Origin of the sequence: Corallococcus sp. AB045, assembly GCF_003668895.1 — a bacterium.
In the GTDB taxonomy this organism is placed as follows: Bacteria; Myxococcota; Myxococcia; order Myxococcales; family Myxococcaceae; genus Corallococcus; species Corallococcus coralloides.
Genome location: NZ_RAWN01000040.1, coordinates 1 through 16,514 on the forward strand (window position 1 = coordinate 1; position 16,514 = coordinate 16,514).

A 16,514-nucleotide genomic window follows, 5' to 3' on the forward strand; every position below is an offset into this window, starting at 1 on the left:
GGCGCGGTGGGGGCGGCGGTGGTGGGGGCCTGCGTGAGGAGCGTGAAGAGCAGGGATTCCAGCAACATGGCGTGCGCCTCCGGAGCGGGCACCCGGGGCGCCCGCAGGGTCCATCTACCGCATCCGGACGGGCCCCGGGGGACCGGCATTCACCGCTGTGTGGCTTTGACCAGACGCTTCCGCTGCTTCACGCCCAGCAGGTAGAAGCGCTCCCGCAGCTCCTGGGCCTCCTCGGGGGACAGGTCCCCGGAGCTCCCCAGGTGCTCGTCCCGCCAGGCGATCGCCCGGGTGATGCTGGCGGACGCCGCGGCGGAGATGTTCAGGCTCTGGCTGAAGCCCTTCATGGGCACCCAGAAGGTGCCGTCCACCCCGGTGAGCACGTCGTCGCTCACGCCGTAGCGCTCGTTCCCGAACACCATGGCGAACTTCGTGTCGAAGCGCAGGCTGTAGAGGTTGGTGGCCCCCTCGCGCAGCGCCGACGCGTAGAGGCTGAAGCCCCGCCCCTTCAGGTGTTCGCGGCACTCCGCGAACGTCTTGTAGAGGTGCACGTCCAACCACTTGTCGCAGCCCTGGGCCACCCGAAGGTTGGGGATGAAGGGCGCTTCCGGGTTGACGACGACGTGCACCTCCTGCACGCCCATGGACTCGCAGGTGCGCAGCACCGCGGCCATGTTGAAGTTGTCCTCCAGCCGGTCGAGCACCACCACGAAGTTGCGCGTGCGCTGGCTGACGACGCGGTCGATCTTCTCCTTCCGCACGTCGAGCAGGAACTGCTCCGGCTCGACGACGTCGCGCTCGAACTTCTCGTAGCGGGGGCCTCCACCAGCCATCGGATCAGCGCCTCCCGCCGGACTTCTTCGCCGGGGCCTTCCGGGCGGCCTTCTTCGCCACGGGTTTGCGCACCGCCTTCTTCACCGGCGCCTTGCGGACGGCCTTCTTCGCCAACGGCTTGCGCGAGGTCTTCTTCGCGGCGGCCTTCTTCGCCGGAGCCTTCTTCGCGGCGGCCTTCTTGGCAGGAGCCTTCTTCGCCGCCCCCTTGCGCGCCGCCTGCTTCGCGGCCTTCTTCGCCGGAGCCTTCTTCACCGTGGCCTTGGCACCCGCCTTCTTGGCCGGAGCCTTCGCCGGAGCCTTGGAGGCGGACCTCTTCGTCGGCATCTCGACGTGGATCTTGTCGGTGCGGCCGGTGAAGAGCACCTCCGCCACCGCGTCCATCAGCGGCTGCATGCCCTCGCCCGTGGCGCAGGACACCGGGTACACGCGGATGCCCCGGCGGCGCAGCGCCTCCGTGAAGGGCCCCAGGCGGTCGCGCCCCTCCGTCAGGTCCTGCTTGTTGGCGGCCACCACCTGCGGCTTGCTGGCCAGCTCCGCGCTGTACTTCTTCAACTCCGCGTTGAGGATGTTGAAGTCGTCCAGCGGCTTGCGGCCCTCGCCCTCGGCGCCCATGTCGATGAGGTGCACCAGCACCTTGCAGCGCTCCACGTGGCGCAGGAACTGGTGGCCCAGGCCCACGCCCTCGCTGGCGCCCTCGATGATGCCGGGGATGTCCGCCATCACGAAGGACAGGTTGTCCTTGTACTGGACCATGCCCAGGTTCGGCACCAGCGTGGTGAACGGGTAGTCCGCCACCTTCGGCCGCGCCCGGCTCACCCGCGAGATGAACGTGCTCTTGCCCGCGTTGGGGAAGCCCAGGAGGCCCACGTCCGCCAGCAGCTTCAGCTCCAGCCGCAGGGTGATCTCCTCACCCTTTCCGCCGTCCTGCGCGAAGCGCGGCGTCTGGCGCGTGGAGGTGGCGAAGTTCATGTTGCCCAGGCCGCCCCGGCCGCCCTTGGCCGCCACGAACTGCTGGCCCGGGTCGCTCAGGTCCACCAGCAGCTCGCCCGTCTGCTCGTTGCGGATCAGCGTGCCCACCGGCACCTGGAGCACCATGTCCTCGGCGCCATGGCCGTTGCAGTCGCTGCCCATGCCGTGCTCGCCGTTCTTGGCACGGTGGTGCTGCTGGTAGCGGTAGTCCAGGAGCGTGGTCAGCTGCGGGTTCGACACGAACACCACGGAGCCGCCATTGCCGCCGTCCCCGCCGTTGGGGCCGCCGCGCTCGATGAACTTCTCACGCCGGAAGGCCACGGCGCCGTTCCCGCCGTCTCCTGCCTTCACGTAGATGCGTACTTCGTCGACGAACTTCATGGGGCGAACGCCCTCCTGGAAAAACACAAAGCGGGCCGTCCTCGCATCCACCCGCTCCCAACGGGAACGGAAGGACCGGGAACGACCCGCTCGGTAAGCCGTGCCCCGGGTCGCCCCAGGGCCACTGACTAGGCGCTCGCCTGCTCGGCGGCGGCCGGGTACACGGACACCTTCTTCTTGTCGCGGCCGAGGCGCTCGTACTTCACCACGCCGTCCACCGTCGAGAAGAGGGTGAAGTCGCGACCGAGCTTCACGTTCGTGCCCGGGTGGATGACCGTACCGACCTGGCGCACGAGGATGCTGCCCGCCGTGATCGTCTCACCACCGTACACCTTCACGCCACGGTACTGCGGGTTGGAATCACGCCCGTTGCGCGAAGAACCCTGACCTTTTTTATGGGCCATGACACCTGCTCCTTGAAGTTCGTGTGGGGAATGCCCGGAAAGGCGACTAGCCGGAGATCGAGGTGACCTTCACCTCGGTGTACGACTGGCGGTGGCCACGGCGACGGGTCCAGCCTTCCTTCTCCTTCCGGAAGTGCAGGACGCGGCGGTGCTTGTCCTGCGCCAGCACCTTGCCCACGACCTTCGCGCCCGCCACCGTCGGCTGTCCCACCTTCGGGCTCTCAGAGCCACCCAGCAGAAGAACCTCGGTGAACGAGACCTCAGCGCCGATGTCACCGGCGATCTTCTCGATCCGGACAACGTCGCCCTCGGCGACGCGGTACTGCTTTCCGCCCGTGCGAATGACTGCGTACATCGTCGAACCCCTGTCAGCTTCGGGTTGGTTCAACCCATGGAATCCAACGCGCATTTCGGACGGAAGACCGGCCGGCGCGCTAAAAGACGGCGGGACTTACGAGAATCCCGGGGGGGAGTCAAGGCAGTTGGCGGATCAGCCCGCTCCCAGCCTCCCTATTTGCTTTTGAATAGAATTCCCGGAATAAGGTCCACTGGACCGCAATCGGGCGCTCGCTAGGATACGCGCCGTTTGCATTCCACTTGTACCTCATCCCTGAGGGGGAGAACCATCATGAAGAAGATCCTGTTCGGTCTGGCGGCCATGGCTTCGCTCACGCTCACCGCCTGCGGCGGCGGCGACTACTGCGATCGCACCGAGGACCTCGCCAAGGACCTGGCCTCCAAGTTCGAGGAGTGTGGTTTCGACAGCAACAGCACCCCCGAGGAGCCGACCGAGGCCGAGACCAAGGCCTGTAAGGATGGCCTGGAGAGCTGCAACGACTCCGACAAGGACAAGCTGGACGCGGCCCTGGACTGCGTGGACAGCCTCAAGAGCTGCTCCGATAAGTCCCAGTCCGAGCAGGCGGCCTTCAGCCTCGCGTTCCTCAGCTGCTACAGCAAGGCCACCGGCGTGAGCGCGTCCTGCTCCGCGGGCGTCGGCATCAGCATCGGCGAGGAGTAATCGTCCGCCAGCGGCTCCCGCCGCTGCATCAGGGCCCGGTTCCCTCCCCAGGGAATCGGGCTCTTTCATTTCGGGATCCCGGCAGGCGCGCGCCCAGCGCCCGGTCCACCACCCGGCGGCGCTGGTGGTACTCCCATTCCAGCGGGTCCAGCTCCAAGCCCCGCTCGTAGGACTCCAGGGCCCGCTGGAGCTGGCCGTCGCGCTCCAGCGCGTTGCCGGTGAGGAAGTGCACCCGCGCGGTGCCCACCGCCCGGGGCTGCTCCGCCAGGTACTCGCGACGCAGGGCATCCGTCTGGACCGCGGTGAGGCCCGCCTCCAGGCACCGCGCCACGCCCCGGGCATTGCCCAGCCGGGCGTCGTAGCGGGCCCGGCGCAGCGGCACCCCCAGGGTGTCGCCTGCGTCCCTCACGCGGATCAGCATGGACTCCAGGCGCGAGCGCTGCCCGCGCGACAGGGGCCGCTGCCGCAGCGCGGACAGGGCGCCCCACAGCTCGCGCGCCCGCTCCCGCGCGGACTCCAGCTCCACGTCCTGTGAGAGCCCCAGCACCGCATAGTGCGTGCCCTCCCCCGCCAGCTGTCCGCGCCACATCGCCAGGACGCGCTCGGCCTCGGCGTCGTCGGGAAGCTCCCGGGACGCGGGGGGCGGAGAGGCCGTGGCGCTCGCGAGGTGCTGCTCCACGCGGGACTTCAGCGCGGCGGACGGCGCGACGAACTGCACGCCGAACCCCGGGCGCATGCTCCAGGCCTGGGCCTGCTCGGGCGAGACGTGGCGCACCACCTCGCATGTAACCGAAAGCGGCCCCGTGGACAGCGGCAGCACCACCTGGACCTGGGCGAACAGCGGGGGCAGCTCCCCCGTCGCGTGCAGGAACACGCCGCCGCGCGACAGGTCCGACCCCGTGAAGGCCCGGGGCTGCGCGCCCGGCTGCAGCACCACCTGCACGGGCACCGGGAGCGTCTTCCCCCCGGACGCGCCCGGCGGAGCCAGCGGCGGGGTGCGCCGGGGCCCGGTGACGGGAGTCCCCGGAGAGGCCCCTGCCTGCACGGGACGGGGAGCGCCCACGGCCGCGCGCGGCGACGGGGGCCGCGTGGCGAGGGCCTGCTCCAACGCGGCCCGCAGGGCGAGCGCGTGGGGGAAGCGCTCCTCCGGCGTCTTCGCCAGCGCGCGCAGCACCACCGCCTCCAGCGCGGGCGGCACCGAAGGGCAGATGGAGCGCGGGGCCGGGGGCGTGCGCGTCTGGTGCGCCACGAGCTGGGCGGTGAGCCCCTCGTCGGGGAAGGGCAGCCGCCCGGTGAGCAGCTGGTAGGCGATGACGCCCACCGCGTACAGGTCCGCGCGGCCGTCCAGGCGCCGGCTCAGGGACTGCTCCGGGGCCATGTACTCCGGCGTGCCCACGATGATGCCCGCCACCGTCTCCGGCATGCTCGCGTCCACCAGCTTCGCGATGCCGAAGTCGAGCACCTTCACGAACGGCATCCCCCGCCCGCGCTTCACCAGGAAGATGTTGTCCGGCTTCAGGTCGCGGTGGACGATGCCCCGCCCGTGCGCCGCATGCAGCGCATCACACACCTGCATCAGCATGGGCACCACCGCCCCGGCTGACAGGGGCGTCCCCACCCACGCCGACAGCGGCGCCCCCTCCAGGAACTCCATGATGAGGTACGGCCGGGGCGCCGTGGCGTTGAGGTCGAAGATGCTGACGATGTTCTCGTGCCCGATGAGGTTCACCGCCCGGGCCTCGGCGTGGAAGCGCTGCACCAGCTCCGGGTAGCGCGTCAGGTGTTCGTGCAGCACCTTCACCGCCACGCGGCTGCCAATGGACACGTGCTCGGCCAGGTAGACGGACCCCATGCCTCCCCGGCCCACCCGGCGCACCAGCCGGAAGCTGCCCATCTGGGTGCCCACCAGCGGGTCCACCTCCTCCGCCGCGGCCACGGCGGCCGGCGGCTCCACGGCCTTGCCCGGGCCGCCCCCCGCCTCCCGGACAAGCGTGTCGCACGACGTCCCCTCGCCATGTCCCCGCCCGCACGCTGAGCACGTGCGCTCGTTCCTCGCGACTTCGGCCATACCGCGCCCCCCTGGCCTATTCCCTGCCCAATCTGCACATCCCGGAAGCCCGGCATCCACTGCCGCCAAGGGTGGGTGTCTCAAAGTGAGGAGGGCCCCCGCCCGTGGGCCGGGGTGACGGTTGGGCGGCGGACTGCGACGTGTCAGGAAGGTGTCACGCGGCTAGGATGCGCGCATGTCCCGCTCGGCCCGACGCATCCCCACCGTGAACCTGTCCCACTACCGCTCCGGCACTCCCGAGGAGCGGGCCCGCTTCGTCCAGGTGTTTGGCGACGCGCTCAAGGAGTTCGGCTTCGTGACCGTGGAAGGCCACGGCGTCGAGGACGCGCTCATCCGCCGCACGTACGCGGACGTGGAGCGCTTCTTCCAGCTGCCGGAGTCCACCAAGACGCGCTACGCGGTGCCGGAGCGTCCGGGGCAGCGGGGCTTCATGGCGTTCGGCCAGGAGCACGCGAAGAACCGCAAGGTGGGGGACCTGAAGGAGTTCTGGCACGTGGGGCGCGAGCTGCCCGTGGGCCACCCGTACCGCGACGACTATGGCCCCAACGTCTGGCCGGAGGAGGTGCCCACCTTCCGTGAGCACACGCTTACGCTCTACCGGGAGCTGGACGACGCGGCGACGGTGATGCTCCAGGCGCTGGCGGACTACCTGGGCATCGCGCGCAACACGTTCAGCGACATGACGGTGGACGGCAACTCCGTGCTGCGGCTCATCCACTACCCGCCGCTGAAGGACCGCTTCATCCCGGGCGCGGTGCGCGCCGCGGAGCACGAGGACATCAACTTCATCACGCTCCTGTGCGAGGGCACGGCCGGCGGCCTGGAGCTGCTCACGCGCGACGGCGAATGGATTCCGGTGGACACGCTGCGCGGCCAGATTGTCGTGGACTCCGGCGACATGCTGAGCCGGGTGATGAACGGCGTCATCCCGTCCACGACGCACCGGGTGGTGAACCCGCCCAGCACGGAGCAGGACACCGTGCGCTACTCGATGCCCTTCTTCGTGCACCCGTTCTCCGACTGCATCCTGAAGCCGCTGCCGCAGACGGAGACGCCGGACAACCCCGCGCGCCACCCGCCCATCACCGCGGACGCGTTCCTCAAGCAGCGCCTGCGCGAGCTGGGCTTCCTCAAGTAGCAGCGGCGAGGGCGAGCAGCTCATCCATGTGCACGCGGAAGTGGCGAGTCCCTTCCGCACCGTGGAGCCAGGGTCCCCGGCCCTTGAGCCACGAGGGCTGCCACGCACGGCCCGTCTCGTCCGTGAGGACGACATGGGTCAGCGGAGCCAGGCGCTGTTCGCCCCGGTAGTACAGCCGGTAGAGCTGGAGCAGCGGCTTGTCGTCGTAACTCCCGCCGAACAGCACGTGCGTGTCGTTGACGGCGATGGCGCGCGCGCCATGCACCGGGGAGGTCCAGACCGTGGAGGGCTGTCCGGGCCGCATGCGCACGAGCGGGAAGTCCGTGTAGCTGTAGAACCAGGTCTCCCGCTCCGAAGCGACGTTGAGCGCGTAGCAGTCCAGGATGTACTGCCCCAGGCCGAGCGCCATCGACACACCGCTCTCCTGCCGCTGCCCCAGCGCATCGAAGCGCTCCAGGCCCTTGGCGCCGATGGACGACCCGCCGCCCCTGGTCAGGCTGCCGATGACGCCTTGGTCGAAGTAGCTGACCCAGACCTGTCCATCGGACGTCGTCTGCACGTCCTCGATGCCGTCCCCCAGGGTCAGCTCCCGCAGCAACGTGCCTTCCGGCGAGTAGACGTGGGCGTTGCGCTCGTATCCCGTCTCCGAACGGTAACGGCAACGCCCGTTCACGAGCAGCACCGCGCCATCGGGAAGCGGCTGGACGAAGTCGAAGTCCGGTGCACCGCGAGGCAGCGTGAACCGCTCCCAGAAGTCCCACGCATCCGCGAAGTGGAGGACCTCGTCGCCCTCGCCTCCCGCGTCCGCGAGCCACCACACGGTGTTGTCGGGTGCCACGCCCCGGCCCTTCACCTTCCGTCCCGCGAGCGCCTCCGCCGCGTCGACGAACGGGTGCACCTCGACGTGGAGTGTCCTCTTCATGCGCATCACTGCCTCCGGGCACGGCCTCGACGGGGGCACTCCCGGAACCTGACGGTCCATCGCCGCGAGGCTCGCGCGGCATGGGGGTGGGTGCCATCCTCGCGGCACCGTGCCCCCCTCCCTCGACCTGTTCGCCATCCAGCCGCGCGTCACGCTCGACGACTATGCCTCGCAGGAGACGTTCGCCTCGCACCATCGGGCGCTCGCTGCACGGGCGGACGCGCTGCGTCCCCGGGACGCCTCGGGCCGGCCGTTGAACCCCGCGCTCGTCGTCTGGCCGGAGATGGTGGGCGCGGCGCTGGGACTGATGGGGCACCTGTCGCGCGTGCGCCGCCGCAAGACGACGAACGGGGCCATGACGCGCGTGGCGCTCGCGGAGTGGCTGGGCATGCTCCGCACGTGGAGCGCCTTTCATCCACCGACGCTGGAGGAATGCCTCTACGCCACGGTTGCGCCCCGCGTGCACCGCGCCATGTACGAGACCTTCTCCGGCATCGCGCGCGACTTCGGCCTGTGGGTGGTGGCCGGCAGCGCGCTGCTGCCCACGAACCGCCTGGGCCCGGACACCCCCGAGTACGAGCCCGCGGGCGCGCGCACCTTCAACACCAGCTACACGTTCTCACCGGACGGGCACTGCGTGGCCGTCACGCGAAAGGTGAACCTGGTGCCCACGCAGGAGGACGTGCTGCACCTGAGCCCGGGCCGCCCGGAGGACCTGCCCGTGCTGGACACGCCGTTCGGGAAGCTGGGGACGCTCGTCTGCTACGACGGCTTCCGCGAACCCCACACGTCCGGCGAGCCCTATTTCGTGCCCTGCGCGCAGTACCTGGACGCGCTGGGCGTGGAGGTGCTCGCGCAGCCCTCCGCCAACGCCTGGAGCTGGGACGCCCCCTGGGCCTTCAACGCGCCCGGCGAGACACAACTGCGCCGCGAGCAGTGGTTCAACGAGGGACTCTTCACGCAGCTGCGCACCCTGAAGCGCGTGCGCTACGCGGTGAACCCGCAGCTCACCGGTGGCTTCTTCGACAACACCTTCGAGGCGCCCTCGCTCATCCTGGAGCGCCGGGGGCCGGACGACGTGCACGTGCTCGCCCAGTCCGCGGATCCACGCGGCGAGGACGTGCTCCACGTCACTGTTCCCCGGTAGGCGCCGCGGGAACGAGCCGCGCGTCATCCTCCAGGACGAACTTGAGCGTGGGGCCGCGATCCTCCGGCTTCCATCCCAGGTCCCACGCCATCACGATGACCCGCGCCACCAGGTCGGGGCCCACGTCGCGAGTCACGAGTCCGGTCATGTCGCCGTCGTCGACGTGGAGCCACGGATCATCGTGGCGGACACGGACGTGCAACGCCTGCCGGGTGGCCTCGGCCCACACGACCGTGAGCAGCCGCCAGCCCGTTCCCTCCGGTGCGTCCCGCCGCCCCCGAAGGCTCCAGCGGTACGAGACACCGTTCACCGTCAGGAGCCGGGCCACGAGCGCCCTACTCGCCCAGCTTCTTCTTGAGCAGCTCGTTGACGAGGCCGGGGTTGCCCTTGCCCTTCATGGCCTTCATCACCTGGCCCACGAAGAAGCCGTACACGCTCTTCTTGCCGGCCTTGTACTTCTCCACCTCGCCCGCGTTCTTCGCGAGGATGTCGTCCACCACCGCCTCCACGGCGCCCACGTCGCTGACCTGCGCGAGCCCCTTCTCCGCGATGATGTCCGCGGGCGGGCGGCCCGTGCGGAACATCTCCCCGAGCACGTCCTTCGCCGCGTTCGCGGACACCGTGCCCTTCTCCACCGTGGCCAGCAACTCACCCAGCTGCGCCGGGGTGAAGCGCAGCGCGGAGATGGGCGTGCCCTCCTCCTTGAGCAGGCGGCTCAGCTCACCCAGGAACCAGTTGGAGAGCTTCTTCGCGTCGGAGACGTGCTTCGCGCAGGCCTCGAAGAAGTCCGCCAGCGGGCGCTCGGCGGTGAGGATGCGCGCGTCGTAGGCCGGCAGGCCGTACTCGCCCATGAAGCGCGTGCGCTTCGCGCGCGGCAGCTCCGGCAGCGACTGCCGCTGCGAGTCCCTCAGCGCGTCCGACACGAGGAGCGGCGGCAGGTCCGGCTCCGGGAAGTAGCGGTAGTCGTGCGCGTCCTCCTTGGAGCGCATGGACCGGGTGATGCCCTTGTTCACGTCCCAGAGGCGCGTCTCCTGGTCCACCTTGCCGCCGGACTCGATGACGTCCACCTGCCGCGCGGCCTCGTACTCGATGGCCTGCTTGAGGAAGCGGAACGAGTTGAGGTTCTTCAACTCGCAGCGCTGCCCGTACGTGGTGGAGCCCTTGGGCATCACCGACACGTTGGCGTCGCAGCGGAAGCTGCCCTCCTCCAGGTTGCCGTCGTTGACGCCCAGGTACACCAGCACGTCGCGCAGCACCTTGAGGTACTCCACCGCCTCGTCGGCATCACGCAGGTCCGGCTCGCTGACGATCTCCATCAGCGGCACGCCCGCGCGGTTCAGGTCCACCAGGCTCTGCCCCGCGGACGCGGTCGCGTCGTGCACGCTCTTGCCCGCGTCCTCCTCCAGGTGGATGCGCCGCACGCGCACCGTCTTCTCCCCGGAGGGCGTGTCGATGACCAGCTCGCCCCACTCGCAGATGGGCTGGTCGTACTGGGTAATCTGATAGCCCTTGGGCAGGTCCGGATAGAAGTAGTTCTTCCGGCTCCACACGCTCGTGGGCTTCACCGTGCACCCGAGCGCCAGGCCCGTACGCACCGCGTACTCCACCACGCGCTGGTTGAGCACAGGCAGCACGCCGGGCATGCCCAGGCACACCGGGCAGGTGTGGTGGTTCGGCTCGGCGCCGAAGGCAGTGGAGCAGCCGCAGAAGATCTTCGACTGCGTGAGCAGCTGCGCGTGGACCTCGAGGCCGATGACCGTCTGGAAGTCGCTCAGGGGCATGGCGGTGTCACCCTTGTGTCGCGCCCGCTAGACGGGGGCGGCGCGGCGGAAGAAGTCGTGCTCGCGCTCGAACGCGCGGGCGATGCGGAGCAGGCGGGCCTCGTCGAAGGGGCGCCCCAAGAGCTGCATGCCGATGGGCAGCCCCGCCTGCGTGAAGCCGCACGGCACGGACAGGCCGGGCAGTCCCGCCAGGTTGCACGGCAGCGTGTAGACGTCCATCAGGTACATGGACAGCGGGTCGTCCACCTTCGCGCCCAGCTTGAACGCCGGCACCGGCGACGTGGGTGACACGATGGCGTCCACCTGCTGGAACACCTTCGTGAAGTCCTCGCGGATGAGCGTGCGGACCTTCTGCGCGCGCAGGTAGTACGCGTCGTAGTAGCCGGCGGACAGCGCGTAGGTGCCCAGCATGATGCGGCGCTTCACCTCCGCGCCGAAGCCCTGCCCACGCGTCTGCGTGTACAGCTCCTTGAGCCCGCGCGCGTCCTTCGCCCGCTGCCCGTAGCGGATGCCGTCGTAGCGGGCCAGGTTGCTGGACGCCTCGGACGACGCCAGCAGGTAGTACGTCGCCAGCGCGTACTTCGTGTGCGGCAGCGACACGTCCACCAGCGTCGCGCCCAGCTTCTCCAGCTCCTCCAGCGACGCGCGCAGCGTGCCCGCCACCTCCGGGTCCATGCCCTCCGCGAAGTACTCGCGAGGCACGCCCAGCTTGAGGCCGCGCACGCCGTCCTCCAGCCCCGTGAGGCAGTCCGGCGTCTCCACGTCCGCGGAGGTCGAGTCGAGCGGATCATGCCGCGCGATGAGCTGGAAGAGCGCCGCGGTGTCCCCCACCGTGCGCGCCATGGGGCCCGGCTGATCCAACGACGAGGCGAAGGCGATGACGCCGTAGCGCGACACCCTGCCGTACGTGGGCTTGAGCCCCACGGTGTTGGTGAGCGCCGCGGGCTGGCGGATGGAGCCGCCCGTGTCGGTGCCCAGCGCGCCGAACACCTCGCGCGCCGCCACCGCCGCCGCCGAGCCACCGGACGAACCGCCCGGCGTGCGCGTCAGGTCCCACGGGTTGTGGGTGGGGAAGTACGCGCTCGACTCGTTGGACGAGCCCATGGCGAACTCGTCCATGTTCAGCTTGCCCACGAGCGGCAGGCCCGCCTCTTTCAGCAGGCGCACCACGGTGGCGTCGTAGGGCGGGACGAAGCCCTCCAGGACGCGCGAGGCGCAGGTGGTCTCCACGCCCTCCGTGAGGAAGATGTCCTTGAGGCCCACGGGCACGCCGTCCAGCGCGCTCAGCGGGCTGCCCGCCTTGCGGCGCGCGTCACTGGCCTCGGCGGCCCTCAGCGCCCCGGCCTCGTCCACGCGCAGGAAGGCGCGCACCTTCGGGTCCACCTGGGCGATGCGCTGGAGGCTCGCCTGGGTGGCCTCCACGGAGGACACCTCGCGCGAAGCCAGCTTCGCCGCCAGCTCCAGCATCGACAGGTCGGTCAGCGACGACATGGCGGGCTACTCCAGAATCTTCGGGACCGCGAAGGCACTGCCCACCTTCGCCGGCGCGTTGGCGAGCCCTGCTTCGGGGGGCAGTGACGGACGCAGCACGTCCTCGCGCAAGAGCGAGGACGCGAGCGTCGCGTGGGAGGTGGGCTCCACCTGGCTCACGTCGAGCGCTTCCAGCTCCGCCACCGCGTCCAGGACCGCGGACAGCTGGGTGGCGTAGCGCTCCTCCTCCTGCGGCGTCAGCGACAGCCGCGCCAGGGTGGCCACGTGCCGGACCTGCTCGAGCGTGAGGGCCATGGGGAAGCCTCCTCCGGACTTGCGATACTACGAGCGCTTGAACAGGTTGAGGATGGCGCCCATCACCTTGCCGCTGCCCTCGTGGCCGTGCTGCTTGATGACCTGCTCCAGCTCGCCCGCGTCCAGCCAGACGCCGTGGCAGTTGAAGCAGCTCTCCAGCTCCACGTCGCCCTGCTTCAGCGTCTGCAGGTCCATGCCGCACTTGGGACACTTCATGTAGTGCAGCTGCTTGAGCGACTCGCGCTGCTGGGCGGCCATCTCCTTGGACTGCTCGAGGGCCAGCTTGCGCTTGGCTTCAATCTCCTCGCGCGCGAAGTAGTCGTCTTCGTTGTGGGAGGGCTTGTCGGGGCTCAGGTCGGACATGGTCTCGGGTTCTCCTTGGCGGCAGGCACCATACCCTCTCGCCGCGGGGACGCGCCCGAAATGTAGGCCCTGCTTCCGCCTCCTCCGGGCCCCCTTGGACGCCTGCCGGAAAATTGACCCCGCCCCCTCCCTCCCTATTCTCGCCGGGCGGATTGCTACAGCTCGCTACGCGGCTGGAATCGGGCAGAGGGAACAGGGGTCCATGACAGCGGCAAAGAAGGGTGGCCGGGCGGAGAAGGCGGTGCTCTCCCGGCAGGAGATCGCGACGCGCCGCAAGGCGCTCAACAACAAGAAGATGAAGGCCCCGGGCGCGGCGAGCCCCGCCAAGCGGGCGCTCATCGGCGTCTTCATCCTGGCCGCCTCGTTGCTGGCCTTGCTGGCGGTCGCCACGTTCGACGCGCATGACCGGGTGGGGCCCGGCTTCCACAACGCGGTGGGCCCCATGGGCCACCTCATCGCGGAGACCCTGCGCGGCGCGCTGGGCGTGTGCGCCTACCTCATCCCCGCGGGTGGCATCTACACCGCCGTGGTGCTCTTCGTGGGCAACCGCGACCGGCGCCGCCTGCCGCAGATCATCTCCCTGGCGCTGCTCACCTGCAGCGTGTCCGTGCTCGCGCAGCTCATGTTCGCCAAGGACAAGGGCTGGGCCCACCCGCCCGGCGGCGCGCTGGGCGCAAGCCTGGGCGGCCTGATGGAGGGGATGTTCTCCACCGTCGGCACCATCATCCTCGTCACCGCCATCAGCGCGGCGGCGCTCATCGTGGGCACCCAGTACACGTTCTTCAAGCTGTGCTCGCTGGTGTGGGCCGGCCTCACCGTCCTGGGCCGCCGCATCTCCGAGAACGCGCACGTCTTCTGGGAGCAGCAGAAGGTCAACTACGCGGCCCGCCAGGAGCGGCTCGCGCAGGAGAAGGAAGAGGAGGCCGCGTTCCTCGCGGAGCTGGAGGCCGAGGAGGAGGAGCTGTCCGAGGCCGAGCGCATTGCCGCCGAGGCCGAGGCCGCCGAGGCCGAGTCCCTGGCGGAAGAAGCCGTGCGCCTGGCCCGGCAGAACGAGAAGGAGCAGCTCGCCAACGCGAAGAAGGCGCTCAAGGAGCAGAAGGAGCGCGAGAAGCTGGAGAAGAAGCTCGCCCGCGAGGAGCCGTCCGAGGACGAGGAGAACGACGACGCCTCCGACGAGCAGCCCTCGCTGCCGCCCGAGCGCGCCGAGCGCCGCTCCCCGGGCGCCGACCCCGCCTGGGCCGCGTCATTCCTCGCGCCCCAGCCGCAGCTGCCCGCCAACGCGGACGGTGGAGAGCCGCCGCGCCGCGCTCGCAAGACGCCGCAGATCGTCACCCCGCCCTCCGCGCCGTCCACGCCGCCGGTGCCCGCCGCGTCGCTCACGCCTCCGGCCGCCGAGCCCGCCGCGAAGCCCGTGGCCGCGGAGAAGCCGGCCGCCGCCGCGCCGGGCAACGCCCTCATCCCCGCGCCTCCCGCGGCGCTGGCGCGCATGCCGCTCATCGTGGAGCCCAAGGCGCCGCCCAAGCCCACCGCCATGAAGCGGCCGCAGGACCAGTTCGAGTTCGTGGGTGACCGCAAGAGCTTCTCGCTGCCGCCGCTGGACGTGCTGGAGGCGGACAAGAAGGAGCGCTCCGCGCTGGACAAGGACGCGTTCCTCGTCACGGCGGAGAAGCTGCGCGCGAAGCTGGCGGACTTCGGCATCGTGGGCGAGGTCGTGGAGATCCGCCCCGGCCCAGTCGTCACCATGTACGAGTTCCTGCCCGGGCCCGGCATCAAGGTCAGCAAGATCGCCGCGCTCCAGGACGACCTGGCCATGGCCATGGAGGCCATGCGCGTGCGCATCGTCGCCCCCATCCCCGGCAAGGGCGTGGTCGGCATCGAGGTCCCCAACCGCGACCGCGAGACGGTGTTCCTCAAGGAGATCGCGGAGCAGGACACGTTCCAGAAGAGCGGCAGCAAGCTCACCATGTGCGTGGGCAAGGACATCGAAGGCATGCCGTACGTCTTCGACCTGGTGAAGGCCCCCCACCTGCTCATCGCGGGTACCACCGGCTCCGGCAAGTCCGTGGCGGTGAACTCGATGATCATGAGCATCCTCCTCAAGGCCACGCCCGAGGAGGTCCGCTTCATCATGGTGGACCCGAAGATGCTGGAACTCTCCGTCTACGAGGGCATCCCGCACCTGCTGCTCCCCGTCGTCACCGACCCCAAGAAGGCCGCGCTCGCGCTGCGCTGGGCGGTGGAGGAGATGGAGCGCCGCTACCAGATGCTGTCCGAGGCGGGCGTGCGCAACATCGCCGGCTTCAACAAGCTGGTGGAGACGCAGGCGTCGGAGGAGAAGCCCGCCCCTGCCCCCGCCGCGAAGAAGAAGACCAAGCCCAAGAAGATGTTCGTCGTGGACGTGGAGGGCAGCACCGTGCCCGCCCCCGCTTCCGCCAGCGACGGGCTGGGCGTGGCCATGCCGCGCGAGGACGACGAAGACCTGCGTGAGGCCATCGTCTCCGAGCCCGCTCCCACCCTGGAGGCCGACGGCGAGGAGGACGCGGAGTTCGAGGAGGACGGCGAGGAGTCCACGCCGGCGGAGGCCGCTTCCCCGGAGAAGAAGGAGCTCAAGAAGCTGCCCTACATCGTGGTCATCATCGACGAGCTCGCGGACCTGATGATGGTCGCCAGCCGCGAGGTGGAGACCTACGTGGCGCGCCTCGCGCAGATGGCGCGCGCGGCCGGCATCCACCTGATGGTCGCGACCCAGCGTCCGTCCACGGACGTCGTCACGGGCATCATCAAGGCCAACTTCCCCACGCGCATCAGCTTCATGCTGCGCTCGAAGCCGGACTCGATGACGATTCTGGGTACGGTGGGCGCGGAGGCCCTGCTGGGCATGGGCGACATGCTCATCATGCCGCCCACGAGCGCCCACCTGCAGCGCGTACACGGCGCCTACGTCTCCGAGCAGGAGATCAAGAAGGCGGTGGACCACCTCAAGGCCCAGGGCAAGCCCGTCTTCGACGAGTCCATCCTCAAGCCGCGCGACGAGGACAACGAGGGCGGCGGTGGCGAGGAGGACGAGCTGTCCGACGAGCTCTACGACCAGGCGCTCGCGGCGGTCAGCGAGATGCGCTCCGTCTCCATCTCCATGCTCCAGCGCAAGATGCGCATCGGCTACAACCGCGCGGCGCGCATGATTGAACGCATGGAGCGCGACGGCGTGGTGGGCCCCGCGGACGGCGCCAAGCCCCGCGAGGTGCTGCTGCGCGGCCTGGGCGACATGCCCGGCGCCGGGGCGATGTAGCCCGTCGCCACCGCCTCACAGCCAGGGGAACGGACATTCGTCCCCCGGCGGTTTTCCCCTCGGGGGCGCCACGGAAAGAGCTTCCGGGCGCCCCCGCTCTACTTTCCCTTGGACGGCCGAATGATCGTCGCCATCTCCCGCTTCCGCGCGTCCCCCGAAGAGGCCGACGGCTGGGTCCACCGGCTCCAGGAGCGCTCGCGGCGCGTGGACGGCTACGCGGGATTCCTGGGCCTGGAGGTGCTGCGTTCGTTCGAGCGCTCGCCTGAAATCCTGCTCGTCACGCGCTGGAAGGACCGGGACGCCATGCGGGCCTACTTCCAGTCCGAGGACTTCCAGCGGGCGAAGGGGGCCAGCGCGTCCCAGGAGGACGCCAGTTTCACGATGTACGAGGTCGTGGCCACCTGAGCAGTTCCCAATC

At 69.9% G+C, this 16,514-nt stretch carries 16 protein-coding genes; 5 read left to right on the forward strand and 11 right to left on the reverse strand.

All coding sequences use genetic code 11. The features are described 5' to 3' along the window. Positions 1-149: 149 nt before the first annotated feature. The 4 genes from D7Y21_RS12180 to rplU all read right to left on the reverse strand — a co-directional run bounded on the left by D7Y21_RS12180 (position 150) and on the right by rplU (position 2,940). Entirely contained in the window at positions 150-830 is a 681-nt protein-coding gene (locus D7Y21_RS12180) for an RNA methyltransferase (RefSeq protein WP_120559478.1), read from the reverse strand. 4 nt (positions 831-834) lie between these two features. Then, positions 835-2,181: a GTPase ObgE gene (obgE, locus tag D7Y21_RS12185; RefSeq protein ID WP_121713280.1), complete on the reverse strand. Its 1,347-nt coding sequence runs from the start codon at positions 2,179-2,181 to the stop codon at positions 835-837. A 128-nt stretch (positions 2,182-2,309) separates the two neighbouring features. Next, positions 2,310-2,585: a 50S ribosomal protein L27 gene (gene rpmA / locus D7Y21_RS12190; RefSeq protein WP_014394223.1), complete on the reverse strand. Its 276-nt coding sequence runs from the start codon at positions 2,583-2,585 to the stop codon at positions 2,310-2,312. Between the two features lie 46 nt (positions 2,586-2,631). Then, the gene (gene rplU / locus D7Y21_RS12195) at positions 2,632-2,940 is read right to left on the reverse strand and encodes a 50S ribosomal protein L21 (protein WP_120566620.1); all 309 of its coding nucleotides are present in this window, start codon (positions 2,938-2,940) and stop codon (positions 2,632-2,634) included. A 273-nt stretch (positions 2,941-3,213) separates the two neighbouring features. Here rplU and D7Y21_RS12200 point away from each other — a divergent pair, with 273 nt between their 5' ends. Further along, positions 3,214-3,603, forward strand: coding sequence for a hypothetical protein (locus tag D7Y21_RS12200; protein WP_120566619.1), 390 nt, complete (start codon positions 3,214-3,216; stop codon positions 3,601-3,603). Between the two features lie 28 nt (positions 3,604-3,631). On the opposite strand, the gene D7Y21_RS12205 is transcribed toward D7Y21_RS12200, so the two are convergent. Next, entirely contained in the window at positions 3,632-5,671 is a 2,040-nt protein-coding gene (locus tag D7Y21_RS12205; RefSeq protein ID WP_121713282.1) for a protein kinase, read from the reverse strand. Between the two features lie 175 nt (positions 5,672-5,846). On the opposite strand from D7Y21_RS12205, the gene D7Y21_RS12210 reads away from it, so the two are divergent. After that, entirely contained in the window at positions 5,847-6,809 is a 963-nt protein-coding gene (locus tag D7Y21_RS12210; protein ID WP_120566617.1) for an isopenicillin N synthase family oxygenase, read from the forward strand. On the opposite strand, the gene D7Y21_RS12215 is transcribed toward D7Y21_RS12210, so the two are convergent. After that, positions 6,802-7,731, reverse strand: a complete 930-nt coding sequence (locus D7Y21_RS12215) for a hypothetical protein (protein WP_147469261.1) — start codon at positions 7,729-7,731, stop codon at positions 6,802-6,804. The two genes, D7Y21_RS12210 and D7Y21_RS12215, sit on opposite strands and share 8 nt — an antisense overlap. 109 nt (positions 7,732-7,840) lie before the next feature. Between D7Y21_RS12215 and D7Y21_RS12220 the strand changes: the two genes are divergently transcribed. After that, complete coding sequence (locus D7Y21_RS12220; RefSeq protein ID WP_121713286.1) at positions 7,841-8,878, forward strand: carbon-nitrogen hydrolase family protein; 1,038 nt, start codon at positions 7,841-7,843, stop codon at positions 8,876-8,878. Here D7Y21_RS12220 and D7Y21_RS12225 read toward each other — a convergent pair. The 5 genes from D7Y21_RS12225 to D7Y21_RS12245 are packed head-to-tail and all read right to left on the reverse strand — an operon-like array spanning position 8,862 to position 12,807. Continuing rightward, positions 8,862-9,206, reverse strand: coding sequence for a hypothetical protein (locus D7Y21_RS12225; protein WP_121713288.1), 345 nt, complete (start codon positions 9,204-9,206; stop codon positions 8,862-8,864). The genes D7Y21_RS12220 and D7Y21_RS12225 overlap by 17 nt on opposite strands. Positions 9,207-9,213: 7 nt before the next feature. Then, positions 9,214-10,659, reverse strand: a complete 1,446-nt coding sequence (gatB, locus tag D7Y21_RS12230; RefSeq protein ID WP_121713290.1) for an Asp-tRNA(Asn)/Glu-tRNA(Gln) amidotransferase subunit GatB — start codon at positions 10,657-10,659, stop codon at positions 9,214-9,216. Between the two features lie 27 nt (positions 10,660-10,686). Beyond that, on the reverse strand, positions 10,687-12,150 hold the full coding sequence (gene gatA / locus D7Y21_RS12235; RefSeq protein WP_121713292.1) for an Asp-tRNA(Asn)/Glu-tRNA(Gln) amidotransferase subunit GatA: 1,464 nt from the start codon (positions 12,148-12,150) through the stop codon (positions 10,687-10,689). A 6-nt stretch (positions 12,151-12,156) separates the two neighbouring features. Then, complete coding sequence (gene gatC, locus D7Y21_RS12240) at positions 12,157-12,444, reverse strand: Asp-tRNA(Asn)/Glu-tRNA(Gln) amidotransferase subunit GatC (protein ID WP_014394213.1); 288 nt, start codon at positions 12,442-12,444, stop codon at positions 12,157-12,159. Positions 12,445-12,471: 27 nt separating this feature from the next. Continuing rightward, complete coding sequence (locus D7Y21_RS12245) at positions 12,472-12,807, reverse strand: zf-TFIIB domain-containing protein (protein WP_120566611.1); 336 nt, start codon at positions 12,805-12,807, stop codon at positions 12,472-12,474. 202 nt (positions 12,808-13,009) lie between these two features. On the opposite strand from D7Y21_RS12245, the gene D7Y21_RS12250 reads away from it, so the two are divergent. Next, positions 13,010-16,096, forward strand: a complete 3,087-nt coding sequence (locus D7Y21_RS12250; RefSeq protein WP_199735412.1) for a DNA translocase FtsK 4TM domain-containing protein — start codon at positions 13,010-13,012, stop codon at positions 16,094-16,096. A gap of 120 nt (positions 16,097-16,216) precedes the next feature. Beyond that, on the forward strand, positions 16,217-16,501 hold the full coding sequence (locus D7Y21_RS12255; protein WP_120566609.1) for an antibiotic biosynthesis monooxygenase: 285 nt from the start codon (positions 16,217-16,219) through the stop codon (positions 16,499-16,501). Positions 16,502-16,514 lie beyond the last annotated feature (13 nt).